The sequence below is a fragment of the Actinomadura hibisca NBRC 15177 genome (genome assembly GCF_001552635.1).
Lineage (GTDB): Bacteria > Actinomycetota > Actinomycetes > Streptosporangiales > Streptosporangiaceae > Spirillospora > Spirillospora hibisca.
This window is the reverse complement of sequence record NZ_BCRO01000092.1, coordinates 1-26,087: the sequence shown is the minus strand read 5'-3', so window position 1 is coordinate 26,087 and position 26,087 is coordinate 1. Positions and strand designations below refer to the sequence as shown.

Here is a 26,087-nt window from a genome sequence, read left to right as displayed (position 1 = left end):
CGAATACGGAGGGATATGTCAGGTTAGCGGCGTGCCGAGCGGAGCTTGTCCAGCCGGGCGGCCAGCACCGCGCCCATCTCGGCGACGGCGGCGGGCTCCATCAGGTGGTGGTGCTCCACGTCCAGGGGGTAGTCCTCGATCCCGCCGTCCACCAGGCCGCCCCAGTTGGCGCGGGCGGTGGGCGTGTCGGGGGTGCGGCCCTGGAGCGCGGTGAAGAAGACGACGTCGCCGCGGAACGGGCCGGGCCGGTACTCCTCGGCCTGCCGGACGCCGTTCTCGTAGTTGCGGTAGACGTTGACGAGGTCGTTCTCGTCCAGGGTGGCCAGGGCGTCGCCGCGCTCGGCGAGCACCCCCATGATCTGCTCCATGTCCGGGTTGCCGTCGGGGTCGAGCATGGTGGCGTCCACGCCGATGCCCAGGAGCAGTTCGGGCAGCACCTCGCGCTTCTCGGAGTCCAGGTCGAGGCTGTTGTAGGAGTCGATCATCGCCAGGAGGGCGACCTCCTCGCCGTCGGCCTGGAGCCGGGTCGCCATCTCGTAGGCGACCAGGCCGCCGAGCGACCATCCGGCCAGGTGGTAGGGGCCGTGCGGCTGGACGGTGCGGATCAGCGCGAGGTAGTCCGCGGCCATCTCCGCCACCGAGCCGGGCAGCTCGTCCTGGGTGAAGGCGCGCGCCTGGAGGCCGTAGATGGGCTGGTCGGGGCCGAGGTGGCGCTGGAACTGGAAGTAGGGCCAGGCCAGTCCCCCGGCCGGGTGCACGAAGAACAGCGGCGGGCGCGTCCCGGCGGCGCGGATCGGCAGCAGCACCTCGAACCCGGCGCTCGCGGGCACGTCGCCGAGGCGGGTGAGGCCCTCGACGGTCTGGCGGGTGAACACGTCGCGCGGAGTGAACTCCACGCCGTGCTGGCGCGCCTGGGTGACGAGCTTGAGCGCGGTGATGCTGTCGCCGCCCAGGTCGAAGAAGCTGACGTCGGCGCCGACCCGCTCCAGGCCGAGGACCTGCGCGAACAGCCCGCACAGCAGCTCCTCCTCGGCGGTGGCGGGGGCGCGGCCGAGCGCGGCCTCTTCGAAGTCGGGGGCGGGCAGCGCACGGCGGTCGAGCTTGCCGGTGGGGCCGGTCGGCAGGGTGTCCAGCCGCACGAACGCGGCGGGCACCATGTACTCGGGCAGCCGCCCGGCGAGGTGGCGGCGCAGCGCGGCGGCGTCGTAGTCGGCGGCGGGGACGACGTAGGCGGCCAGGCGCTTCACGCCGGGGCTGTCCTCGCGGACGATCACAGCGGCGTTGGCGACGGCCGGGTGGTCGGCGAGGGCCGCTTCGATCTCGCCCAGCTCGATGCGGAAGCCCCGGATCTTCACCTGGAAGTCGGCGCGGTCCACGTATTCGAGCGTGCCGTCGTGCCGCCAGCGCAGCAGGTCGCCCGTGCGGTACATGCGGTCGCCGGGCTTGCCGAACGGGTCGGCGACGAAACGCTCGGCGGTCAGGACGGGCCGGTCCAGGTAGCCGCGCCCCATGCCCGCGCCCGCGATGTACGCCTCGCCGGTGACGCCGGGCGGGACGGCCCGCAGGTTCTCGTCCAGCAGGTAGACGCGCATGTCGTCGATGGGGCTGCCCAGCACCGGCTGCGTCTCGCCATCGGCCAGGGGCGCGCGCATCCCGAGGATGGTGGTGTAGGTGGTGCACTCGGTGGGGCCGTAGACGTTGCCGACCCCGGTGTCCGGGCAGGCGGCCAGGACCTTGCGCATCGCGGCGACCGAGCCCGCCTCGCCGCCGGTCAGCACCTCCTTGAGGTGCGCGAACGCCTGGGGGCGCTCCTCGGCGACCAGGTTGAACAGGGTGGTGGTGATGAACAGGCCGGTGACGTCCTCGGCGGTGACGACCCGCTCCAGCCCGGCGGCGTCGAGGCGGCCGGGCGGGGCGACGACGAGGGTGCCGCCGTGCAGGAGCGGCATCCAGATCTCGTAGGTGGAGGCGTCGAAGGCGTGCGGGGAGTGCATGAGCACGCGGTCGTGGGCGCCGTTGCGCATGGCGGCGTCGTCGGCGAGGTCCACCACGTCGCGATGCCGCACCATGACGCCCTTGGGCAGGCCGGTGGAGCCGGAGGTGAACAGGACGTAGGCGACCTGGTCGGGGTGGACGGTGACCGGGGGCGGCCCGGAGGGTGCGTCGGCGGGGGCTTCCACGTCGCCGTCGAGGACGATGACGTCGGCGGCGGTGTTCAGGCCCTCCACCTGCGCGGCGGTGGTGGGGTCCACCAGCAGGACGGGTGCCTTGACCTCGTTGACGGCCCACTCGACGCGGTCGGGCGGGTAGCTGAGGTGGATCGGCGCGTAGACGCCGCCCGCCTTGACGATCGCGAGGGTCGCCACGACCACGTCGGCCGAGCGGTCCAGCAGCGTCGCCACGCGGGTCTCGGGGCCGACGCCGCGCGCGGCGAGGAAGTGGGCGAGGCGGTCGGCGCGGGCGTCCAGTTCGGCGTAGGTGATGGACGCGCCGTCCGCGCGGATCGCGACGGCGTCGGGCGTCGCGGCGACGTGCGCGGCGAAGCGCTCGGTGATGGTGGCGGGCGGCCGGCCGGCGCGGCCGGTGACCGGGCCCTGCCAGGTGTCGAGCACGAGGGCGCGCTCGGCGTCGTCCAGCACGTCGACGCGGGCCAGCGGCAGGTCGGGGTGGTACGCGATGTGCTCCAGCACGCGGACGAGGCGGCCGACGAGGCGTTCGGCGTCGTCGGCGCTGTAGACGTCGGTGCGGTGGTCGAGGCGCAGCGACAGGCCCTTGCCGGGGACGGCGGCGAGCGCGAGCGGGTAGTGGGTGGCGTCGTAGCCGTCGTGCGGCCGGATCGTCAGGCCGCCCAGGTCGGCGGCCGCCGCGTCGGGGTCGAAGGGGTAGTTCTCCAGCACCGTCATGGTGTCGAACAGCGTGCCGACGCCGGTGAGGCGCTGGATGTCGGTCAGGCCGAGGTGGTGGTGGACCATCAGGTCGGCCTGCTCGCCCTGGAGCCGGGCGAGGGCCTGCGCGACGGTGTCGGCGGGGCGGGCGCGGACGCGGACCGGCAGCGTGTTGATGAACAGGCCGATCATCTGCTCGACGCCGGGCAGCTCGGGCGGGCGGCCCGACACCGCCGCGCCGAACACCACGTCGGTGCGGCCGGTGAGGCGGCCGAGCAGGGTGCCCCAGGCGAGCTGGAGGACGGTGTTGAGGGTGACGCCGTGCGCGCGGGCGCGGGCGTTGAGGGCGGCGGTCAGGTCCTCGTCCAGGACGAGGCGGACGCGGCCGGGCTCGCCCGTACTGGAAGACGGGGCGGGGGCGATGAAGGTGGGCTCGTCCACGCCGTCGAGCGCGTGCCGCCAGGCGTCCTCGGCGGCGGCGCGGTCCTGCCTGGCGACCCAGGCCAGGTAGTTCTTGTACGGGGTGACGCGCGGCATGCCGGTGTCGTCGCCGCGCGTCAGGTACAGCGCGAACAGCTCGGTCTGGAGGATCGGCGTGGACCAGCCGTCCAGCAGGATGTGGTGGTTGGTGAACACCATGCGGTGCCGGTCGTCGCCCAGCTTGATCAGCACGAAGCGCAGCAGCGGGGGCTTCGCCATGTCGAAGGGCGTGGCGCGCTCCCGGTCGGCGATCGCGGCGGCCTCGGCCGCGCGCTCGGCCTCGGGCAGCGCCGACAGGTCGGTCTCCGTCCAGGGCAGCCTGACCTGGCGGTGCACGACCTGGACGGGCGTGCCCTCCTTGCGCTGGCGGAATCCCGAGCGCAGGTTGGCGTGCCGCCGCAGCAGCGTCGCGGCGGCGGCGCGGAGCGCGGCGGCGTCGAGCGGGCCGTCGAGGTCGAAGACGAGCTGCGCGGTGTAGACGTCCTGCCCGGCGTCGTCGTACAGGGCGTGGAAGAACAGGCCCTGCTGGAGGGGCGACAGCGGCAGGACGTCCTCAAGCTGCGACTGCTTCTTCGGCGGGGCGCCCTGCGGCCGGACGGCGTGCTGCTCGGTCATCAGTCGGTCTCCCATTCGCCGTCCAGCTCGGCGGCCAGCTCGTCGATCTCGTCCTGGCTGACGTCCACCAGGGACAGGTCGGACGGGGTGAACCCGCCGACCGGGCCGTCTCCGGCCGGTTCGGTCACGTGCGCGACCAGGCCGCGCAGGGCGGTGAACCAGCGGTCGGCGAGGCCGGTCACCTCGTCCTCGGTGAACAGGGCCCCGGCCCAGGTCCAGGTGGCGGTCAGCTCCGGCCCGGACGGCAGGTCGCGGGTGTGGGCGTTGACCTCCAGCGCGTGCACCAGGCTGAGCCCGTCGTCCTGGCCGCCCGCGAGCGCGGCGTCGGGGGCCGGGGACCAGTCGGCGGCCTCCTGCACGGCGGCGCGGCCCAGGTAGTTGAACGCGAGTTGCGGGTGCGGCAGACCCGCGAAGCGGTCGGCGGCGGCCGGGTTCAGGTGGCGCTGGAGGCCGTGGCCGATGCCGTTGTCGGGGATCTCACGGAGCTGTTCCTTGATCTTCTTGAGCGCGGTGCCGACCGCCGGGCCGCCCTCGGCGACCTCGGCCCAGTCCACGCCGCCCGCGTCCAGCCGGACGGGGTGGATCGCGGTGAACCAGCCGACCGTCCGGGACAGGTCCACGCCCGGGACGATCTCCTCGCGGCCGTGGCCCTCCAGGTCCACCAGCACGGCGCTCCGGTCGGTGACGCCGCGCTCGCGCCGCCACTCGGCGACGGCGAGGGCGAGGCCGGTGAGCAGCACGTCGTTGACGCGGCCGTGGAAGGCGGCGGGCACGTCGGTGAGCAGCGGCCCGGTGACGTCGGCGGGCAGCGTGACGGTGCGGTGCCGCGCGGTGCCGAAGGTGTCGGCGGCCGGGTCCAGGGCGCGCGAGCCGAGCGCCGGGTCGGGGGTCCGGAGCGTCTCCAGCCACAGCGGCAGCTCGGCCGCGCGCTCGGCGTCGGTGGCCTCGGCGGTGAGGCGTTGCGCCCAGCGGCGGAACGAGGTGTTCACCGGCTCCAGCTCGCCGCCGCCCCAGGCGGTGACCAGGTCGGGCAGCAGGATGCGCCAGGAGACGCCGTCCACGACGAGGTGGTGCAGGGTCAGCAGCAGGCGGCCGGAGGCGTCCGGTCCGGCGTCGAACCAGACGAGCTGCGCCATGATCCCGGCTGCGGGGTCCAGGCGGCGGCGCGCGGCCAGGGACTCGGCGGCCAGGGTGGCGTCGTCGATGCCCTCGACGCGGCGGACGAGCGCGGCGGCGTCGACCGTGCCGGGCTCGGCGGTCTCGAAGCGCCACTCGGGGGCGGACCGGTCGAGGCGCAGGCGGAGCATGTCGTGGTGGTCCAGGACGGCCTGGAGCGCGGCGGTGAGCCGGTCCACGCCGAGGCCGGGCGGGACCTGGAGCAACATCCGCTGGCTGTAGTCATCCACCGGGCCGGTGAGTTCCTGGAACCAGCGCATGATCGGCGTGGCGGGGACCGGGCCGACGCCGGTGCCGGGCGGCTCGACCTCGACGCGCCCGCCCTCGCCGACGGGCTGGGCGACGGCGGCCAGCTCCTCGACGGTCTGGTGCTGGAACACCTCGCGCGGCGAGATGACCAGGCCGGACTGGCGGGCCCGGGACACGAGCTGGATGGCGATGATCGAGTCACCGCCCAGATCGAAGAACCCGTCGTCAACACCGACCCGCTCCAGGCCCAGGACCTCGGCGAACAGCGCGGCGAGGGTCTCCTCTTCGGGGGTGCGCGGGGCGCGGCCGGAGACCTTCGTGGCGAAGTCGGGCTCCGGGAGGGCCTTGCGGTCGAGCTTGCCGTTGCCGGTCAGCGGCAGCGCGTCCAGGGGCACGACGGTCGCGGGGACCATGTAGTCCGGGAGCGTCTCGTTGACGAAACGGCGCAGCTCGGCGGAGTCGATCTGCGCGCCGTCGGCGGGCACGGCGTAGGCCAGCATCCGCTGGTCGCGGACGATGACGGCCACGTCGGCGACGGAGGCGTGCCGCGACAGCGCCGACTCGACCTCGCCCAGCTCGATGCGGAAGCCGCGGAGCTGGACCTGCTGGTCAGCGCGGCCCAAGTATTCGAGATTGCCGGACTTGCGCCAGCGGCCGAGGTCGCCGGTGCGGTACATCCGGGTGCCGGGCTTGCCGAACGGGTCGGCCACGAAGCGCTCGGCGGTGAGTGCCCGGCGGTTGAGGTAGCCGCGCGCCAGGCCGTCGCCCGCGACGTACAGCTCACCGACCACGCCCGCCGGGACGGGCTGGAGGCGATCGTCCAGCACGTAAATCCTCAGGTCCGGGATTCCGGTGCCGATGATGCTGCCGGGAGCCGTCGCCGCGTAGGCGCGGTCCAGCGCGACGTACGACACGTGCACCGTGGTCTCGGTGATGCCGTACATGTTGACCAGGGTGGGCGCGTCGTCCGCGTGCCGGGAGTACCAGTCGTCGAGGCGGCCGAGTTCGAGGGCCTCGCCGCCGAAGACGATGTGGCGCAGGGCCAGGTCGAGACCGGGGTTGTCCCGGTCGGCGGCCATGAGCTGGTAGAAGGCGGAGGGAGTCTGGTTGAGGACGGTGACCCGCTCGTCGGCGAGCAGCTTCAGGAAGTCCTCGGGCGACCGCGACGTCAGGTACGGCACGACGACCAGGCGGCCGCCGTACAGCAGCGCGCCCCACAGCTCCCACACCGAGAAGTCGAAGGCGTAGGAGTGGAAGAGCGTCCAGACGTCGTCGGGGCCGAAGTCGAACCACTGCTCGGTGGACTTCAGGAGCCGCACCGCGTTCTGGTGCGGGACGACGACGCCCTTGGGCTTTCCGGTCGAGCCGGACGTGTAGATGACGTAGGCGGGGTGCTCGGGCCGCAGCGGGTGAACGCGGTCGGCGTCGGTCGGGGCGGTGTCGACGCTGCCGAGGGGCTCGGCCTCTTCCAGGAGCAGGCAGGGCAGCGTGTCGGGCAGCGTCCCGGCGGCCTCCCTGACGGTGATCGCCAGGGCGGGGCGCGCGTCCTGGAGCATGTAGGCGATGCGGTCGGCCGGGTAGTCCGGGTCGATCGGCACGTAGGCCGCGCCCGTCTTCAGCACGGCCAGGACCGCCACGACCAGCTCCGCCGAACGCGGCAGCGCCAGCGCCACGAACTGCTCAGGCCCGATGCCCCGCTCGATGAGCTGGTGGGCGAGGCGGTTGGCGCGGACCTCCAGCTCGCCGTAGCCGAGGGTGGTGCCCTCGAACGTGACGGCCGGAGCGTCGGGACGCGCCGCCGCCTGCGCCTCGAACAGCGCCGGGATCGTGGTGCGCTCAGCAGCGCCGATCGCGGTGCCGCCCGCCCACTTGCGCAGCAGCGTTCGGCGCTCGCTGCGCTCCAGGATCTCGGCGGTGCCGATCGGCTCGTCCGGGGCGTCCACCAGCTCGCGCAGCAGCCGCTCGAAGCGGGCGGCGATCGCGGCGGCGGTGTCGGCGTCGAACAGGTCGAGCGCGTACTCCAGGCCCGCTTCGATCCCGGCGGGACGGCCCCGGTCGTCCTGGCGTTCCTCCAGGTAGAGCGACAGGTCGTACTTGGCCGCGCCGGAGCCCAGGGGCTCGGCCCCGCCGGACAGGCCGTCGAGTTCGAGCTTGGCCTCGGGGTTGTTCTGGAACGACAACGACACCTGGAACAGCGGGTGCCGCGCCATCGAGCGGGCCGGGTTCAGCACCTCCACCAGGCGCTCGAAGGGCAGGTCCTGGTGGGCGTAGGCGGCGAGGTCGGTCTCCTTGACCCGCGCGATCAGGTCCTTGAACGACGGGTCGCCGGAGGTGTCGGTGCGCAGCACCAGCATGTTGACGAACATGCCGACCAGGTCGTCCAGGGCCTCGTCGGTGCGGCCCGCGATCGGCGCGCCGATCGGGACGTCGGTGCCCGCGCCCAGGCGGGTGAGCAGCGCCGCGTAGGCGGCCTGCATGACCATGAACAGGCTCGCGCCGGTCTCGCGGGCCAGCGCGAGCAGCGCGGCGTGCAGGTCGGCGTCCAGCTCGAAGGCCAGGGTGTCGCCGCGGTGGGTCTGCGCGGCGGGGCGGGGCCGGTCGGTGGGCAGTTCGAGCTGGTCGGGCAGCCCGGCGAGGGTGTCCTTCCAGTAGGCGAGCTGCTGGGCGGCGAGGCTTTCGGGGTCGTCCTCGTCGCCGAGGAGTTCGCGCTGCCAGAGCGCGTAGTCGGCGTACTGGACGGGCAGCGGGGCCCACTCGTGGGCGTGGCCCTCGGCGCGGGCCGCGTAGGCGAGGATGACGTCGCGGGCGAGCGGGGCCATCGACCAGCCGTCACCGGCGATGTGGTGCAGCACCAGCAGCAGGACGTGCCGTTCTGCGCTTATGGTCGCGCTCTCTTGCTCACTCGTTCCTCGCTCCGCCGCTCGCCGCTCAGGACCCAGCTCGAACAGCCGCACCCGCAGGGGCGGTTCCACCGACAGGTCGAAGCCCGTCCCGGCGACGGCCGCCAGCTCCACCGGCAGGCGCGCCTCGTCGGTGGTGGTGACGGTGAGGCGAGGCGCGGCGGTGGCGGCGTCCAAGACGAGCTGGCGCGCGGTGCCGGAGGTGTCGGGGAAGACCGTGCGCAGCGTCTCGTGCCGGGTGACGACGTCGGCGAGCGCGGCCCGGAGCGCGTCGTGGTCGAGCGCGCCGTCCAGCCGCAGCGCGGCGGGCATGTTGAAGGTCGCGCTCGGCCCCTCGAAACGGTTGAGGAACCACAACCGCTGCTGCGCGTACGACAGCGGCACGGTCCCGGGCCGGTCGGCGCGCACCAGCGGGGGCCGCGCCGCGCCCGTCGCTTCGGCGAGGCGTCCGGCGAGGCCCGCGACGGTCGGGGCCTCGAACAGCGCCCGCACCGGCAGCTCCACGCCGAGCGCGGAGCGGATCTTGCTGATCAGGCGGGTGGCGGTGAGCGAGTCGCCGCCGAGGTCGAAGAACCTGTCGTCCACGCCGACCCGGGCGACACCCAGGATCTCGGCGAACAGCCCGCACAGGATCTCCTCCTGCGGGGAGCGCGGCGCGCGGCTGACGGTGGCGGCGGCGTCGGGCGCGGGCAGCGCGGCGCGGTCCAGCTTGCCGTTCACCGTGAGGGGCAGGGCCTCCAGCAGGGTGATCGACGGGACCATGTAGTCGGGCAGGTGCTCGGCGGCGTGCCGCCGCAGGGCCGCCGCGTCGACGGTGGCGGGCGTGACGTAGGCGGCGAGACGGCCCTCGTGCACGACCACGGCGGCGTGCGCGACGCCCTCGTGCTGGGCGAGGACGTTCTCGACCTCGCCCAGCTCGACGCGGTAGCCGCGGATCTTGACCTGGTCGTCCACGCGGCCCAGGTACTCGATCACGCCGCCGGCGGTGCGCCGCACCAGGTCGCCGGTGCGGTACATGCGGTCGCCGGGCGCGCCGTAGGGGTCGGCGACGAAGCGTTCGGCGGTCAGCGCGGGGCGGCCGAGGTAGCCGCGGGCGAGCTGGACGCCCGCGAGGTACAGCTCGCCGGGCACGCCGGGCGGCACGGGCTGGAGCGCGGCGTCCAGCACGTAGGCGCGGGTGTTGCGGTACGGGGTGCCGATCGCGGGCCGGTCGGCGTCGGCCACGCGGTGGTTCATGGTGTCCACCGTGGATTCGGTGGGGCCGTAGAAGTTGCGGACGGTCACGCCTTCGAGGGCGCGCAGCTCGTCCCACAGCGCATCGCTGATCGCCTCGCCGCCCAGGAGGAGTTGGGCGGGACGATGGTCGGCGGTGAGAAGGCCCGCCTCGCGCAGCGACCGGAAGTGCGAGGGAGTCGTGTTGACCAGGTCGATGCGGGCGGCGGCGATGTAGCGGGCGAACGCGGCGACGTCGCGGCGCGTCTCGTCGTCGATCAGGTGCAGCTCATGGCCGTGCATCATCCACAGCAGGCCATGCCACGAGGTGTCGAACGAGAACGACGCCAGGTGCGCGAACCGCAGCCGCCGTCCTCCGGCCGCTTGGCGAGAACCGGACGAAGGAGGATTCTCGCCAAGCGGCCGGTTCCCGGGGGTCTGGGGGTTGTCCCCCAGAAGTGCTGCTGCCTCGGCGATGGCGGGCTCGAAGAACGCGGCGCGGTGCGCCTCGTAGTAGTTGAGCACGCCGACGTGCGGGACCACGACGCCCTTGGGGCGGCCGGTGGAGCCGGAGGTGTAGATGACGTAGGCGGCGCTGTCGGCGGTCACCGGGCGCGCGCGGTCGGCGTCGGTGGGGTCGTGGGCGGGGCGGCCCGCGACGTCCGGCAGCTCGTCCCGGATGACCAGCGCGGGGGCCGCGTCCTCCAGCATGTAGGCGATGCGGTCGGCCGGGTAGTCGGGGTCCACCGGCACGTAGGCCGCGCCCGCCTTGTGCGCGGCGAGGATCGCCACGATGAACGCGGGCGTGCGCGGCAGCACCAGCGCGACGCGGTCCTCGGCTCCGATGCCGCGCGCGATCAGCTCGTGCGCGAGGCGGTTGGCGTGCTCGTTCAGCTCGGCGTAGGTGAGGCGCCGCTCCCCCGCGATCAGCGCGACGGCGTCGGGCGTGCGGGCGGCCTGCGCCTCGAACAGGTCGGCCAGGGTGCCGGTCGGGACGTCGGCGGCGGTGTCGTTCCAGGCCGCCAGCTGGGCGCGGCCGTCGTCCCCGGCGAGGTCCACGCCGCCGATGGGCTGCTCGGAGTCCTCGGCGAACGCCTCCAGGAAGCCGCGGACGCGGGCCAGCAGCGCTTCCACGGTCGCCGCGTCGTACACGTCGGTGCGGTAGTGCAGCCGCAGCGACAGCTCGTCGCCGGGCAGCGCGACCAGCGACAGCGGGAAGTGCGTGGCGTCGTAGGAGTCGAACCCGGTGATGCGGACGCCGTTGAGGGAACCGTCCATCGACGCGGGGTCGAACGGGTAGTTCTCCAGCACCGTCATCGTGTCGAACAGCGCGCCGCCGTGCCCGCCGACCCGCTGGATGTCGGTGAGGCCGAGGTGGTGGTGCGGCAGCAGCTCGGTCTGCTCGTCCTGAAGGCGTTCCATCAGCGAGCCGAGGGACTCGCCGGGACTGAACCGCACACGGATCGGCAGGGTGTTGATGAACAGGCCGATCATCTGCTCGACGCCGGGCAGCTCGGGCGGGCGGCCCGAGACCGTCGCGCCGAACACCACGTCGTCGCGGCCCAGCAGCCGGGCCAGCGTCAGGCCCCACGCGCCCTGCAGGACGGTGGACAGGGTCGCGCCGTGGCGGCGCGCGGCGCGGCCGAGCTTCTTGGTGAGGCGCGCGTCGAGGGTGATGAGGGTGCGGGCGGGCGGCGCGGGCTTGCGGCCCGCCGCCTCGGGAGCGACGAGGCTGGGCTCGGCCACGCCGTCGAGCGCGTGCCGCCAGGCGTCCTCGGCGGCGGCGCGGTCCTGCTTGGCCAGCCACGCCAGGTAGTTCTTGTACGGGGTGACGCGCGGGAACCCGGTGTCGTGGCCGCCCTGCACGTAGAGCAGGAACAGCTCGGTCGCCAGGATCGGCGTGGACCAGCCGTCCAGCAGGATGTGGTGGTTGGTGAGGATCAGCCGGTGCCGTTCGGGTCCCAGCCGCACCAGCGTGAACCGCAGCAGCGGCGGCGCGGTGACGTCGAAGCGGCGCGTGCGCTCGGCGGCCACGATGGCGTCGGCCTCGGCGTCGTCGGCCGCCTCGACCTCCTCCCAGGGCAGCTCGACGGCGCGCGGGACCACCTGCACGGGGCGCGACAGGTCCTCGTGCCAGAACGCGGCGCGCAGGTTGCCGTGCCGCCGCAGCAGCGTGTCGGCCGAGGCGCGGAGCGCGGCCGTGTCCAGCGGGCCGTCCAGGTCGAGGGAGATCTGGGCGGTGTAGACGTCGGCGTCCCCGGCGTCGAACAGCGCGTGGAAGAAGAAGCCCTGCTGCAACGGCGACAGCGGCAGGATGTCTTCGAGGTCCCCCCGGTTCAAGACTTGTTCCTCCACGCGTCCTGCAGCTTGTCGATCTCGTTCTGGTCCAGCTCCACCAGCAGGTCGGACGGGGTGAACCCGCCCGCCGCGGCGTCGTCACCGGCGGCCACGTGCGCGACCAGGCCGCGCAGCGCCGCGAACCACGCCTCCGCCAGCGCGCGCACCTCGTCCTCGGCCAGCAGCCCGTCCGGCCAGGTCCAGGTGGCCGACAGCTCCGGGCCGCCCGCGAGGTCGCGGGTGATGGCGTTGATCTCCAGGACGTGCGCCATCGGCAACCGCGGGTCCTCCCCGGCCGGGGGCTCCTCGGGGGCCAGCTCCCAGTCGCCGCCGGTGTCGCCGGGCGCGACGCGGCCCAGGTAGTTGAACGCGATCTGCGCGGGCGGCAGGTCGGCCAGCTCCTCGGCGGCGTCCTCGTTGAGGTGGCGCAGCAGGCCGTAGCCGATGCCGTTGTCGGGGACGGCGCGGAGCTGCTCCTTGACCCGCTTCAGCGCCGCCCCGGCGGCCGGGCCGCCGCTCTGGACCTCGGTCCAGTCGGTCGTCCCGGCGTCCAGGCGGACCGGGTGGATGGAGGTGAACCAGCCGACCGTGCGCGACAGGTCCACGCCCGGCACCACGTCCTCGCGGCCGTGCCCCTCCAGGTCGATCAGGACGCCGGTGCCGCGCCCGCCCCGGCCCTTGCGCCAGTGCGCGACGGCGAGGGTGAGGCCGGTGAGCAGGGCGTCGTTGACGCGGCCGTGGAAGGCGGCGGGCACGTCGGTGAGCAGCGGCGCGGTGGCGTCGGCGGGCAGCTCCAGGGTGAGCGATCGGGCGCGGGCGGCGATGTCCACGCGCGGGTCGAGCGCCCGGGGGGCGAGCTTCTGGTCGGGGCCGTCCACGATGTCGAGCCAGGTGTCCAGCTCCTCGGCGCGCGCGGGGTCGGACGCGGCGGCGGTGAGGCGCTGCGCCCAGCGGCGGAACGAGGTGCCGACGGGCTGGAGCCCGCCGCCCGCCCAGGCGGTGACCAGGTCGGGCAGCAGGACGCGCCAGGAGACGCCGTCCACCACCAGGTGGTGCAGCATCACCAGCAGGCGGCCCTGGTCGGGGCCCGCGTCGAACCAGACGAGCTGCGCCATGACCCCGGCGGCGGGGTCGAGGCGGTCGCGGGCGGCGGTGGCCTGCTCGGCGAGGACGGCGGTGCGCTTGTCGGCGTCCAGGCCCGCCACGTCCACGCGGGTGACCAGGCCGTCGGCGGGGACCTCCCCGGCGGGACGGACGACGGGCTGCCAGTGGTCGCCGTCCACGTCCAGGCGCATGCGCAGCACGTCGTGGTGGTCCAGGACGGTCTGGAGCGCGACGGTGAGGCGGTCCGCGCCGAGGTCGGCGGGGGTGCGGAGCACGGTCGCCTGGTGGAACCCGGCGATCAGCTCGGCGTCGCCACCGGCGCGGTCGCGCAGCCAGGCGATGATCGGGGTGACGGGGACCGGCCCGGTGCCGGTGCCCGAGGGCTCGACCTCCAGTTCCTCGCCCTCGCCGACGGGCTGGGCGACGGCGGCCAGCTCCTCGACGGTCTGGTGCTGGAACACCTCGCGCGGCGAGATCACCAAGCCGGACTGGCGGGCCCGGGACACCAGCTGGATCGCGATGATCGAGTCACCGCCCAGATCGAAGAACCCGTCGTCCACACCGACCCGCTCCAGCCCCAGGACCTCGGCGAACAGCGCGGCGAGGGTCTCTTCCTCCGGCGTGCCGGGCAGGCGTGTGGACACCTGGGCGGTGAAGTCGGGGGCGGGCAGGGCCTTGCGGTCGAGCTTGCCGTTGCTGGTCAGCGGCAGCGCGTCCAGGGCGACGACGGTGGCGGGGACCATGTAGTCGGGCAGGTCGCGGCCGACGAAGCGGCGCAGCTCGGCGGGGTCGATCTCTTCGCCGTCGGCGGGCACGGCGTAGGCGACCAGGCGCTTGGCAGTGCCTATGGTCGCGCTCTCTTGCTCACTCGTTCCTCGCTCCGCCGCTCGCCGCTCTATGGGCCGGTCTTCACGGGCGATGACCGCCACGTCAGCAACGGCGGCGTGCTTGGACAGGGCCGCTTCGATCTCGCCCAGCTCGATGCGGAAGCCACGAAGCTGGACCTGCTGGTCAGCGCGGCCCAGGTATTCGAGCCTGCCGTCTGCCAGCCAACGACCAGTGTCACCGGTGCGGTACATCCGGGTGCCAGGCTCGCCGAACGGGTCGGCCACGAACCGCTCGGCGGTCAGCGCGGCGCGGCCGAGGTAGCCGCGCGCCAGGCCCGCGCCCGCCACGTACAGCTCACCCACCACGCCCGCCGGGACAGGCTGGAGGTGCTCGTCCAGCACGTACAGGCGCAGGTCGGGGATGCCGACGCCGATCACGCTGCCGGGCGCGGTGGCGGCGTAGGCGCGGTCCAGGGCGACATACGACACGTGCACCGTGGTCTCGGTGATGCCGTACATGTTGACCAGCGTCGGAGCGTCGTCCGCGTGCCGGGAGTACCAGTCGTCGAGACGGCCCAGCTCCAGGGCCTCGCCGCCGAACACGATGTAGCGCAGCGCCAGGTCGAGGCCGGGGTCGTCCCGGTCGGCGGCCATGAGCTGGTAGAACGCCGACGGCGTCTGGTTGAGGACGGTGACCCGCTCGGCGGCGAGCAACTTCAGGAAGTCCTCAGGCGAACGCGAGGTCAGGTACGGGACCACCACGAGACGGCCGCCGTAGAGCAGCGAGCCCCACAACTCCCAGACGGTGAAGTCGAAGGCGTAGGAGTGGAACAGCGTCCACACGTCGTCGGGCCCGAAGCCGAACCACTGCTCGGTGGACTCCAGCAGCCGCACCACGTTCTGGTGCGGGACGACGACGCCCTTCGGCTTGCCGGTCGAGCCCGACGTGTAGATGACGTACGCCGGGTGGTCCGGGACGAGCGGCCTGATCCGGTCGGCGTCGGTGAGGTCGGTCTCCAGGTAGCCCGCGTGCTCGGCCTCCTCCAGCAGGACGCGCGGCAGTTCCTCGGGCAGCGCCGCGCCCGCCCCGCCGGTGGTGATCGCGACGACGGGCCGCGCGTCCGCCAGCATGTAGGCGATGCGGTCGGCCGGGTACTCGGGGTCGATCGGCACGTACGCCGCGCCCGCCTTCAGCACGGCCAGGACCGCCACGACCAGCTCCGCCGAACGCGGCAGCGCCAGCGCGACGAACTGCTCGGGGCCGATCTCGCGCGCGGCCAGGTAGCGGGCGAGGCGGTTGGCCTCCTCGTTGACCTCGGCGTAGGTGAGGGTGCGGCCCTCGAAGGTGACGGCCGGGGCGTCGGGACGCGCCGCCGCCTGCGCCTCGAACAGCGCCGGGATCGTGGCGCGCTCGGCGGCGGTGGCTGTGCCGCCCGCCCACTCGTCCAGGATCGTGGCGCGCTCGGCGGCGTCCAGGACGTCCACCGCGCCGATGCGGGTGTCCGGGTCGGCCAGCAGCCCGGTCAGGAAACGCTCGAAGCGGGCGATAAGGGTCTCGACGGTCTCCGCGTCGTACAGGTCGAGCGCGTACTCGACCTCGCCGTCCAGCCCGCGCTCGTCCTCGGTGAGGACCATCAGCAGGTCGAAGCGGGACACCGCGGCGCGCAGCGGCTCGACCTCGGCGGTGAAGCCGGGCAGCTCCAGCCGGGCCTCGGGGTTGTTCTGGAAGGTGAGGCCGATCTGGAACAGCGGGTGGCGGCCCAGGTGGCGCGGCGGGTTCAGGACCTCGACCAGGCGCTCGAACGGCACGTCCTGGTGGGCGTAGGCGGCGAGGTCGGTCTCCTTGACCCGCGCCACCAGGTCCCGGAACGTGGGGTCGCCGGAGGTGTCGGTGCGGAAGACCAGCATGTTGACGAACATGCCGACCAGGTCGTCCAGCGCCTCGTCAGTGCGGCCCGCGACCGGGGAGCCGATCGGGACGTCGGTCCCGGCGCCCAGCCGCGTGAGCAGCGCGGCGAACGCGGCCTGCGCGACCATGAACGGGCTCGCGCCCGTCTCGCGGGCCAGCGCGAGCAGCGCGGTGTGCACGTCGGCGTTCAGGCGGAAGCGGGCGGTGCCGCCCCGGTAGGTGGCCTCGGCGGGGCGCGGCCGGTCGGTCGGCAGCTCCAGTTCCTCCGGGAGCCCGGCCAGGGCGTCCTTCCAGTACGCGATCTGCTGCGCGATGAGGCTCTCGGGGTCGTCCTCGGAGCCGAACAGCTCCTGCTGCCAGAGCGTGTAGTCGGCGTACTGGACGGGCAGTGGGGCCCAGCCGGGCGCGCCGCCGCCGACGCGCGCGGCGTAGGCGGTGATGAGGTCCCGGGCGAGCGGCGCGAGCGACCAGCCGTCGGTGGCGATGTGGTGCATCAGCAGCAGCACCACGTGCTCCTGCTCGTCCAGCCGGTACAGGTGGGCGCGGATGGGCGGCTCGGCGGAGATGTCGAAGGCGTGCCCGGCGGCCATGCCGAGCCGGGACGGCAGCTCGGCGGCGGTGGTGCCGGTGGTCTGGAGTTCGGGGCGCGCGGCGGCCGGGTCCAGGATGTGCTGGCGCGGCACGCCGCCGCTGTCGGGCAGCACGGTGCGCAGCGCCTCGTGCCGGGCGACCAGGTCGCCGAGGGCGGCCTGGAGCGCGTCGCGGTCGAGCGCGCCGGTGATGCGCAGCGCGAGCGGCATGTTGTAGGTGGCGCTGGGGCCCTCGAAGCGGTTGAGGAACCACAACCGCTGCTGGGCGTAGGACAGCGGGATCGCGTCGGGCCGCTCGCGCGGCTCCAGCGCGAGCCGTCCGGCCTCGCCGCCGGGCTCGCCCAGCAGCGCGGCCAGGGCGGCGACGGTCGGGGCCTCGAACAGCGCCCGCACGGGCAGCTCGGTCTCCAGGACGCGCCGGACGCGGCTGACGACGCGCATCGCGATGAGCGAGTTGCCGCCCAGCTCGAAGAAGTCGTCGTCGATGCCGACGCGCTCCAGGCCGAGCAGGTCGGCGAAGACGGCGGCGATGGCGCGCTCGCGGTCGTCGCGCGGGGCGCGGTAGGCGGCCTCGGCGGTCCCGGCGATCTCGGGCTTGGGCAGCGCCTTGGTGTCCACCTTGCCGTTGGGGGTGAGCGGCAGCGCGTCCAGCAGGACGACGGCGGCGGGCACCATCGACTCGGGCAGGTGCGCGCGGACGTGGGCGCGCAGTTCGTCGGGGTCGAGGTCCTGGCCGGGCTGCGCGACGACGTAGGCGACCAGGCGCTTGACGGCGGCCTGCGCGGGGTCGGCGACCGGCACCGGCGTGGGGACGGTCGCGGCGCGCTCCTCGATCCCGGGCAGCTCCAGGCCCGAGACGGTGACGGCCGCGCCGGTGGCGACGACCGCCTCCAGGACCTGCCGGTACCAGTCGGCGAACCGCTCGACGGTCGCGCGGTCGAACAGGTCGAGCGCGTACTCGATGACGCCGCCCAGCCCGCCGGAGCCGTCGCGCGGCTCCTCCAGCAGGAACTCCATGTCGAACTTGGCGACCCCGGCGTCCACCGGCTCGACCGCGACCGCCAGGCCGGGCAGCTCGACGGCGGCCTCGGGGTTGTTCTGGAGGGTCAGCATGACCTGGAACAGCGGGTGCCGGGCCAGGGAGCGGGCCGGGTTCAGCACCTCCACCAGGCGCTCGAACGGCACGTCCTGGTGGGCGTAGGCGGCGAGGTCGGTCTCGCGGACGCGGGCCAGCAGCTCGGCGAACGCGGGGTCCCCGGCGGTGTCGGTGCGCAGGACCAGCGTGTTGACGAACACGCCGACCAGCTCGTCCAGCGCCTCGTCGGTGCGGCCCGCGATCGGCGAACCGATCGGGACGTCGGTGCCCGCGCCGAGGCGGGTCAGCAGCGCGGCGAGCGCGGCCTGGAGCACCATGAACAGGCTGACCTGGTGGTCGCGGGCCAGCGCGGTCAGGCCCTGGTGCAGCTCGGGCGGCAGCGTGAACTCGACCTGGCCGCCCCGGTAGGAGGCGCGCTCGGGGCGGGGGCGGTCGGTGGGCAGCGGCGTCTGGTCGGGCAGCCCGGCCAGGGCCTGCTTCCAGTAGGCGAGCTGCTGCGCGGCGAGGCTTTCGGCGTCGTCCTCGTCACCGAGGAGTTCGCGCTGCCAGAGCGCGTAGTCGGCGTACTGGACCGGCAGCGGGGCCCACTCGGGGGCGTGGCCGTCGCGGCGGGCGAGGTAGGCGGTGATGACGTCGCGGGCCAGCGGCGCGAGCGACCAGCCGTCACCGGCGATGTGGTGCATGACGAGCAGCAGCAGGTGCTCGTGCTCTGCGACCCGGTAAAGATGCGCGCGCAGCGGCAGCTCGTTGGCGAGGTCGAAGCCGCGCGTGGCGTCCACGAACAGGGCGCCGTGCAGGTCACCGGCCACGACCTCACCGACCGCCAGGTGCGGTTCGGCCTGCTCGGGCGGCAGGATCCGCTGGACGGGCGTGCCGTCGGCGTCGCCGAACAGGGTGCGCAGCGCCTCGTGCCGGGCGGTGACGTCGCGCAGCGCGGCGCGCATCGCGTCGACGTCGAGCGCGCCGGTGATCCGCAGCGGGATCGGCATGTTGTAGGTCGCGGTGAGACCTTCGAGCTCGTTGAGGAACCACAGGCGTTCCTGCGCGAACGACACCGGCAGCGGGTCCGGGCGCTCGGCGGCGGCGCGCAGCGCGGGCCGCGCCGCGCCCGCGTCGCGCTGGGCGGCGGCGATGTGCCCGGCCAGCCCGGCGACGGTCGGGGCCTCGAACAGCGCGCGCACCGCCAGCTCGACGTCCAGCGCGGCGCGGGCCCGCGACACCACGCGGGTCGCCTTGAGGGAGTCGCCGCCGAAGTCGAAGAAGTCGTCGTGCACGCCGACCCGGGGCAGGCCCAGCACCTCGGCGAAGATCCCGCACAGGATCTCCTCGCGGGCGTCGCGCGGGGCGCGGCCGGTGTCGGAGGCGGTGAACACCGGCGCGGGCAGCGCGGCGCGGTCCAGCTTGCCCGAGGGGTTCAGCGGCATCGCGTCCAGCACCGTGACCGAGGCCGGGATCATGTACTCCGGCAGCGTGCGGGCCAGGTGCTCCTTCACCTCGGCGGGGTCGAGCCCGGCGGCACCGGCCGGGACGACGTAGGCGGCCAGCGCGGTGTCGCCCGCGGCGTCCCGCCGCGCCACCACCGCGCTCTGCGAGACGCCGGGGTGGTCGGCGAGCGCGGACTCGATCTCGCCCAGCTCGATGCGGAAGCCGCGCACCTTGACCTGCTGGTCGGTGCGGCCGAGGTAGTCGAGCTGGCCGTCCTCGTTCCAGCGCACCAGGTCGCCGGTGCGGTACATCCGCTCCCCCGGCGCGCCGAACGGGCAGGCCACGAACCGGTCGGCGGTGATGTCGGGGCGGCGCAGGTAGCCGCGGGCCAGGCCGCCGCCGGCGATGTACAGCTCGCCGGGCACCCCGATCGGGACCGGGTTGAGGGCGGTGTCCAGCACGTACAGGCGCGCGTTGCGCATCGGGCCGCCGAGGGGGGCGCGGGCGGCGGCGTTGCCGTCGTCGAACCAGTCGGTGACGATGACGGTGGTCTCGGTCGGGCCGTAGATGTTGGAGATGCGCGCGCCGGGGACGTGCTCGCGCAGGTCGCGCAGCAGTTGCGGAGACAGCGCCTCGCCGCCGAGCGTGACCTCGTCGGCGGCCAGCTTCAGGCCGCCGCGCGCCAGCATCGCCGCGACCGCCGAGGGCACGCCCGCCAGCAGGGTGCCCTCCCAGCCGCCGCGCTCGGCGACCTCCAGCAGGTCGCGCACCACCTCGACGCGGCCGCCGACGGTGAGCGGGATCATCCACTCGATGATCGACACGTCGAAGTTGAGGGAGCTGGCGAACAGCGTGCGGGCGAAGCGCGCGGCCGGGACGTCGGCGAGGAACGAGGCGCGGAAGTCCACCGCGTTGGCGTGCTGGATCACCACGCCCTTGGGGCGGCCCGTCGAGCCGGAGGTGTAGATGATGTAGGCGGGGTGCTCGGGGCGCAGCGGGCGGCGGCGCTCGGCGTCGGTGAGGTCGGCGTCGCCGTAGGAGGCGAGGTCCAGGACGTCGAGCTCGACGCGCGCGGGGTCGCCGGGCAGCGCCGCGTCGCCGGTGGTGATGACGCAGGCGGGGGCGGCGTCGGCCAGCATGTAGGCGACGCGGTCGGGCGGGTAGGCGAGGTCGATCGGCTGGTAGGACGCGCCCGCCTTCATGGCGGCGAGGGCCGCCACGACCAGGTCGGCGCCGCGGGGCAGGGCGAGGCCGACGAAGTCCTCGGGGCCGATGCCGCGCCCCACCAGGTGGCGGGCCAGGCGGTTGGCGCGGGCGTTCAGCTCGGCGTAGGTCAGCTCGGTGTCGCCCGCGAGCACGGCGGGCGCGCCGGGGTTGCGGGCCGCCTGCTCCTCGAACAGCGCCGTGACGGTGGTGGGCTCGACGTCCAGGTCGGTGTCGTTCCAGCCGGTGAGGACCCTGGCGCGCTCGGCGTCGTCGAGCAGCTCGACCTCGCGCAGCGGGGTGGCGGGGTCGGCCTCGCCGAGGGTGCGCAGGAAGCGCAGGTAGCGGTCCTGGTGCCGGGCGACCTGCTCGCCGGTGTACAGGTCGGGGTGCGCCTCGAAGTCGACGCGCATGCCGTTGCCGTCGAAGTTGTCGTAGATGTTGATGGCGAGGTCTTCGATCGGCCCGATGGTGATGGCGTGCATCCGGGCCGGGATGCCGGCGAAGTCCAGCCGGTAGTCGAAGGCCATGATGTTGATGACCGGGCCGTGCAGGCGGTGCCGCTCCCCCAGCAGCTTCAGGTCGCGCAGCAGGTCCTCGCGGCGGTAGCGCTGGTGGCGCAGCGCGCGGGCGCTCGCGCGGGTGACCGAGCGGACCAGCTCCTCCACCGTCATGTCCGGGGTGACGCGGACCCGCAGCGGCAGGATCGACGACAACATCGCCGGGGTCTGGAGCGCGAGCTGGGTGGTGCGGCCGGTGACGGCGAGGCCGAGGATGACGTCCTCGGTGCCGGTCATGCGGGCGACGTAGGCGGCGGTCGCGGCGATCGCCAGGCCCTGCGTGGCGGTGCGCAGCCGCCGCGACCCGGCCGCGAGCGCGGCGGTCTGGTCGGGCGGGACGACCGCGACGCGGCTGATGAAGTCGGCGGTCGGGGCGGCCAGGTCGTCCGACAGGCCCGCGGCCATGGGCTTGTCGGCGAACCGTTCGGTCCAGTAGGCGCGGTCGCGCTCGAACTTCTCCGACTCGCGGTAGGCGGCCTCTTCCGCCAGCAGCTCGCGGTAGTCGCCGAGGCGGCCCGGCTCGTACTCGCCGCCGCCCGCCAGCGTCGTGTAGATCTCGGCGGCGCGGCGGCTGATGATCGAGCCGCAGAAACCGTCCTGCGCGACGTGATGGGCGCGGATGAACCACCAGTACAGGTCGGGCGCCAGCCGCAACATCGCGGTGATGACGAGGGTGTCGGCGTCCATCGGGAGGGGCTCGCGCATGCGCGCGTCCATCCACGCGCGCGCGGCCGCGCGCGGGTCGTCCGCCGCGCTCAGATCGACCAGCGGAATGGGCTTGGCGGCGTCGGGGGCCAGTTCCTGGTGCACCATTCCGTCGCGCTCGACGAGCCGGACGTGCATGGCCTCGGCCTCGTGCGCGGCGATGCGTCCCACCCGGTCGAACAACGCGTGGTCGAGCGGGCCCTCGATCTCGATGTACTGCGCGATATGGATCGGCGTTTCGGGCGCCAGCTGCTGCGCGTACCAGACGCTCTGCTGAGCGGCGGAGAGAGGAACGTACTCGGTGGACGACATCAAGCAGCACTTTCCCGGTCGGAGGGAGTTTTCTTTACGCCGGAGACGGTGGCCGGCGTTTCGGCCAGGGGGCAGGGAAAAGGAGGGTGAACACCAAAACGTCGGACCGTCCCCGTGTCCCCTTTCCCCCAAGCACCGCCGCGGGAGTCCCGCCGCGCCGATCGTGTCGCACCAGCACGATCGGCGGGCGCGTCCGGCCGCCCGGACCGTCACCGGCCGGGGCCCCGGCGCCCGCGTTTTCCGCCCCCGGCGGCGGGCCGACCGGCGGCCCCTGTTCCCTACTCAGGAGTAGCGAAGGCACAGTTAACCAGCCTGTCACATGCCTCGCAATCCCCTCGAAAGTAGAACTTGACCTCCCGAATTACTCACGATGGTGACAAAGATCCGGCGCTCCGGGGGCGGTCCTGCGACTCCGGACGCTCACCCGGTGACAACGGCCGGCGACCGGACCCGGCCACCGCCATCACCCTGCGTCACCACCGTTACGCTCAGGCCGGATACTCGTGCACCACGACCGCCGCGGCGGCCACGCCCGGGTGCCGCTGGAGCACCGCCTCGATCTCGCCGAGCTCCATCCGCACCCCGGAGATCTTCACCTGCCGGTCGACCCGGCCCAGGTACTGGAGGGTGGGGCGGGGGTCGCCGCCCGCGCCGGGCGGCAGCAGCCGGACCGCGTCGCCGGTGCGGTAGAGGCGGCCGGTCGGGGTGGCCTCGAAGGGGTCCTGGCAGAAGGCGTCGCGGGTGCGCTCGGGGTCGCCGAGGTAGCCGCGGCCGACGCAGACGCCGCCGACGAACAGCTCGCCGGTCTCGTCCAGGTCGCAGGCGCTCCAGGTGTCGTCGTCCTCGCGGCGCAGCACGTAGAGCTGGGAGTTGATGATCGGCACGCCGATGGGCAGCCGCAGCAGCTCCAGGTCGCCGGCGGTCACGGTGTGGTGGGTGACGTCGTCGGAGCACTCGGTGGGGCCGTAGGCGTTGAGCAGCCGGGCGTGCGGCATCGCGGCGAGCCAGCGGCGCGACAGCTCGGTGGGCAGCTCCTCGCCGGTGGCGATCATCCAGCGCAGGGCGGCGAGCGAGCCGGCGGGGGCGTCGGCGAGGTCGTCCAGCAGGTGGCGGACCATGGTGGGGACCAGCTCGACGATGGAGATGCCCTGCCCGTCCACCGCGCGGGCGAAGGCGACCGGGTCGTGGCCGACCTCGTCGCCGATCACGTCCACGCGGCCGCCGATGAGCAGCGGGCAGAGCATCTGCCAGACCGAGATGTCGAAGCCCAGCGGCGCGGTCTGCGCGACGACGTCGGCCCCGGTCAGCTCCAGGTCGACGATCTTGGCGTACAGGTGGTTGATCATCCCCTGGTGCTCGACGACCGCGCCCTTGGGACGGCCCGTCGAGCCCGAGGTGAACAGCACGTACCGGGGCTGGTCGAGCGACTCCAGCCGGGCGGGCCCCTCCCAGGGCGCGCACCCGGCGGCCTCCTGGACGCGCACGACCCGGCACCCGGCCTCGCCCGCGCCCTCCAGCAGCGCCGGGGCGGACTCCCCCTCGTCCACGGTGACCAGCAGGGACGCGCCGGCCTGCCCCAGCACGTCGCGGACGCGCCCGGCGGGCCAGGTCTCGTCGGCGGGCACGTAGAGCGCGCCGACCAGCTCGATCGCGAGGAAGGCGGAGATGACGCTCGCGCACCGGGCACCGCCGACGCCGACGACCTCGCCGGGCCGCACGCCCTCGCGCTCCAGCAGCGCGGCGATGCGGCGGGCCTCGGCGGCGAGCTCGGCGTAGGAGAGCGCGCGCCGGGCGTCGGTCACGGCGGGCCGGTCACGCTCGGCGGCGACGCGCTCCACGCGGGCGATGACCGGATCGGCGAGATCGACCTCGCGGAAGCCGCTCATGCCGTGCCGGGCGGTCAGCTCCCGGGCCCGCTCGACCTCGGCGGGCGGCACGGCGAGCACCGGCAGACCGTCCCGGGCCAGCAGGCGTTCGCCGACGGGTCCGCGAGCATTCATGTTGACTCTCCGTGATGTAGAAATTCTCCACCGTCATCACCGAAACAAGCGGGCGCTCAGCTTATGACGGGAAGCACACCGTATTGCCGCATTAGACCCTACTCGTGGGTAAGTAGGGGGTTGCGAGGTGCCATGCCCGAAGGTACGGTGATGCTCCGCCACGGTTCGGTCAGAACCTCGCGGCGTACTTCGGGGGACGATGGGGGAACGGCCAGAAATTGCTTTCTGGATATTCATCGCACGGGATGACCGAGGATCAAAAGTCCGAGCACCCCACCCCGGCCGACCGAAAATCCCCGAACTCATCAATTGTCATTCATTCAAGGGTGGCAGCGTGCCCATCATAACCTCGCCACAGGATTTCAACGTCGATGATCTCTACATCGACCTGAGGCCGGTCCTGGACCGACCCCTCTACCTCAAGTGCGAGGGTTTCAATTTCGCCGGCTCGGTGAAACTCAAGGCGGCCGCCGCGATGGTCGCCGCCGCCGAGCGCGACGGCACGCTGAATCCCGACTCGATCATCATCGAGTCCTCGTCGGGCAACCTCGGCATCGCCCTCAGCATCATCGCCGCCAGCAAGGGCTACCGCTTCGTGTGCGTGACCGACCCGCGCTGCAACCCCGCGTCGGTGCGGGTGATGCGGGCCCTGGGCGCGGAGGTGCGGGTCATCTCGCACCAGGACGCCAACGGCGGATTCCTGGAAAGCCGCATCCGCTACGTGCGGGGCCTGTGCGAATCGGGCGGCGGCTACGTGTGGCTGAACCAGTACGGCAACGGCAACAACTGGATGGCGCACTACGGCGGCACCGCGCCCGCGATCGACAAGCAGTTCCCCGACCTCGACGTGCTGTTCGTGGGCGCGGGCACGACCGGCACGCTGATGGGCTGCGCGCGCTACTTCCGCGAGCGCGGCCGCCCCGTCACGATCGTGGCGATCGACGCGGTCGGCTCGGTGACCTTCGGCGGCATCCCCGAACGCCGCATGGTCCCGGGCCTGGGCACCAGCACCCGCCCCGAACTGGTGGACGAGTCGTTCATCGACGACGTGGTGCACGTGCCGGAGACCGACACGATCCGGACGGTGCACGCCCTGGCGGCCCGCGGCTTCCTGTTCGGCGGCTCGACCGGGACGGTGGTGTCGGGCGCGTCGCGCTGGCTGGCCGACCGGTACCCGGCGGGCGAGGAGCCGGTCGCCGTCGCGATCGCGCCGGACCTGGGCGAGCGGTACCTCGACTCGATCTATGAGGAGAGCTGGTTGCGCGAGAACTTCGCCGGCCTGCTGTCGGAGTTGTCGTTGCCGGGCGCCGATATCCTCGGCGTCTGATCCCTAGGGTCCTTCACCCCTCTTTGTCCCACCCCCTCGTCCCACGGAGCCAGAAACCATGCCGCAGCCGTCGTTCGCCGTGATCTCCGGAGCCCAGGTCCACGAGGCCGTCAGCGGCCGCGAGGAGCAGGTCACCGCCATGATCGAAGCCGCCTACCGGCTGCACGGCGAGGGCCGGACGGTCAACCCCGACTCCTACTTCCTGCGCTTCCCCGACCAGCCCGCCAACCGGATCATCGCGCTGCCCGCCTCCGTCGGGGGCGAGGTGGACGCGCACGGCATCAAGTGGATCAGCAGCTTCCCCGGCAACGTGGCCAACGGCATCCCGCGCGCCTCGGCCGTGCTGATCCTGAACGACACCGAGACCGGCTACCCGTTCGCGTGCCTGGAGAGCTCGATCATCTCGGCCGCCCGCACCGCGGCCTCGGCGGCCCTGGCGGCCGCGCGCCTGGCCGACGCGCGGGGCGCCCGCCCGCGCAGCGTGGGCTTCTTCGGCGTGGGCCTGATCGCGCGCTACATCCACACCTACCTGGCGGGCAACGGCTTCGAGTTCGACGAACTGCACGTGCACGACCTGTCGCGCGAGCACGCGGAGGGCTTCCAGGGCTACCTGGAGCGCACGGAGAAGGGCCAGGTCACGATCCACGAGAACGCCGAGGACCTGGTGCGCGCCTCGGACCTGATCGTGTTCGCGACGGTGGCGGGCGAACCGCACGTGACCGACCCGGCGTGGTTCGCCCACAACCCGCTGGTGCTGCACGTGTCCCTGCGCGACCTGTCCCCCGAGATCATCCTGGCGTCGTACAACGTGGTGGACGACGTGGAGCACTGCATGAAGGCGAACACGTCCCCGCACCTGGCGGAGCAGCAGGTGGGGAACCGGGACTTCGTGGCGGGGACGCTGTACGACGTGCTGGAGGGAAAGACGAAGCCGCCTGCGGACAAGCCGGTGGTGTTCTCACCGTTCGGCCTGGGGGTGCTGGACCTGGCGGTGGCACGGTACGTGTACGACCAGGTGCGGGGGACGGGGGACTTGCAGGAGGTTCCGGGGTTCTTCCATGAGATGAAGCGCTACGGGTGAGGCGATTCGGGTGAGAGGGGCGGCGGTTGCGCGGCACGCGACCAACAACCCCAGCCCCGAGCCCGAACCATCCCAGCGACCCCGGCCACCGGGG

Annotated in this window: 6 protein-coding genes; 2 read left to right on the top strand and 4 right to left on the bottom strand. The window is 73.4% G+C overall.

Going from position 1 to position 26,087, the window contains the following annotated elements:
- Positions 1 to 23: 23 nt before the first annotated feature.
- From AH6_RS34340 to AH6_RS34325, 4 genes are all read right to left on the bottom strand, one after another.
- Entirely contained in the window at positions 24 to 3,980 is a 3,957-nt protein-coding gene (locus AH6_RS34340; protein WP_067488574.1) for a non-ribosomal peptide synthetase, read from the bottom strand.
- Positions 3,980 to 11,857 (bottom strand): non-ribosomal peptide synthetase, encoded by a 7,878-nt coding sequence (locus AH6_RS34335; RefSeq protein WP_067488572.1) that lies wholly within the window; start codon positions 11,855 to 11,857, stop codon positions 3,980 to 3,982. Before AH6_RS34335 ends, AH6_RS34340 begins: the two co-directional genes overlap by 1 nt.
- On the bottom strand, positions 11,854 to 21,585 hold the full coding sequence (locus AH6_RS34330; RefSeq protein WP_067488571.1) for a non-ribosomal peptide synthetase: 9,732 nt from the start codon (positions 21,583 to 21,585) through the stop codon (positions 11,854 to 11,856). The genes AH6_RS34335 and AH6_RS34330 overlap by 4 nt, the downstream gene beginning before the upstream one ends.
- A gap of 488 nt (positions 21,586 to 22,073) precedes the next feature.
- Positions 22,074 to 23,585, bottom strand: a complete 1,512-nt coding sequence (locus tag AH6_RS34325) for an amino acid adenylation domain-containing protein (protein WP_067488569.1) — start codon at positions 23,583 to 23,585, stop codon at positions 22,074 to 22,076.
- Positions 23,586 to 23,919: 334 nt separating this feature from the next.
- On the opposite strand from AH6_RS34325, the gene sbnA reads away from it, so the two are divergent.
- Together sbnA and sbnB are read left to right on the top strand one after the other, a co-directional pair.
- Complete coding sequence (gene sbnA, locus AH6_RS34320) at positions 23,920 to 24,912, top strand: 2,3-diaminopropionate biosynthesis protein SbnA (protein WP_067488567.1); 993 nt, start codon at positions 23,920 to 23,922, stop codon at positions 24,910 to 24,912.
- Positions 24,913 to 24,970: 58 nt separating this feature from the next.
- Positions 24,971 to 25,993 carry a 2,3-diaminopropionate biosynthesis protein SbnB gene (gene sbnB, locus AH6_RS34315; protein ID WP_067488566.1) on the top strand — a complete coding sequence of 341 codons (1,023 nt, stop codon included), beginning with the start codon at positions 24,971 to 24,973 and terminating at the stop codon, positions 25,991 to 25,993.
- Positions 25,994 to 26,087 lie beyond the last annotated feature (94 nt).

Excerpts from the sequence above, each read along its gene's own strand:
- AH6_RS34340 (WP_067488574.1), bottom strand. The coding sequence starts at position 3,980 with ATGACCGAGCAGCACGCCGTCCGGCCGCAGGGCGCCCCGCCGAAGAAG.
- AH6_RS34330 (WP_067488571.1), bottom strand. The coding sequence starts at position 21,585 with ATGTCGTCCACCGAGTACGTTCCTCTCTCCGCCGCTCAGCAGAGCGTC.
- AH6_RS34325 (WP_067488569.1), bottom strand. The coding sequence starts at position 23,585 with ATGAATGCTCGCGGACCCGTCGGCGAACGCCTGCTGGCCCGGGACGGT.
- sbnB (WP_067488566.1), top strand. The coding sequence starts at position 24,971 with ATGCCGCAGCCGTCGTTCGCCGTGATCTCCGGAGCCCAGGTCCACGAG.